The 820-nt window shown below is 61.5% G+C and carries 1 pseudogene; it reads left to right on the top strand.

Annotated elements, in window-relative coordinates:
• Nucleotides 1-820, top strand: a pseudogene (locus APH33_RS27505) (type IV secretion protein Rhs); the annotation flags it as partial.

The raw sequence follows: 820 nt of genomic DNA, 5'->3' as shown, positions 1-820 counted from the left end.
CCTGGACGGCCAGGTGATCAGCGACATGGAGCGTGATGACCTGCACCGGGAGGTTTACCGCACCCAGGGCAAGCTCACCAGCTGCTTCGGTTACGACGCGATGGGGCGCAAGGCCTGGCAGTTTGCCTCGACCTTGCCTGCCGACAAGCTCTCGCAGGTGCACAACACCGGCATTAACACCTCGCTGTTGGTGGAGCACGCGTACAACCCGATTCACCGCCGCTACCAGTACGACCCGGCCGGAGAACTGGTGCGCACCCTCGACAAGCTGCGAGGCGAGATCAAGTACGAGTACGAAGCCAACGGCCAGTTGCGCAGCCGGGATACCGGCTCGCTGGTAGGCAGCGAAGAGTTCCGCTACGACCCGGCGGCGAACCGGCTGGACTTCAATGCGCGGCAGTTTGACAAGGTCAGGGACAACCGAATCAAGCAGTGGCGGGACCAGGAGTACCGCTACGACCCGTGGGGCAACCTGATCGAGAAGCGTTCGGGGCACAGGAAGCTGCAGATCTTTGTCTATGACTGCGAGAACCGGCTGGTTCGTGCCGAGACCCTGGTTAACGGCAAGCTGGAGAGTACCGGGCAGTATCGGTACGACAGCCTGGGGCGGCGAGTGGCCAAGCAGGCTGAGATCAATGGTCAGGTCGAACAGAAGCGCTTCCTGTGGCAAGGGCTGAGGATGCTGCGGGAGGAGGCGCCTGGGCAGAGCATCTTGTATGTATATGAGCCGGGTAGCTATGCGCCGTTGGCGCGAGTCGATCAGGCAGAAGGGCAAGGGCAGAAGCTTTATTACTTCCATACGGACCAGATTGGTACGCCG

The sequence above is a fragment of the Pseudomonas sp. NBRC 111130 genome (genome assembly GCF_001320485.1).
In the GTDB taxonomy this organism is placed as follows: Bacteria; Pseudomonadota; Gammaproteobacteria; order Pseudomonadales; family Pseudomonadaceae; genus Aquipseudomonas; species Aquipseudomonas vlassakiae.
Note: the sequence above shows the minus strand (reverse complement) of the source record. Positions and strands in the feature narration are given on the sequence as shown.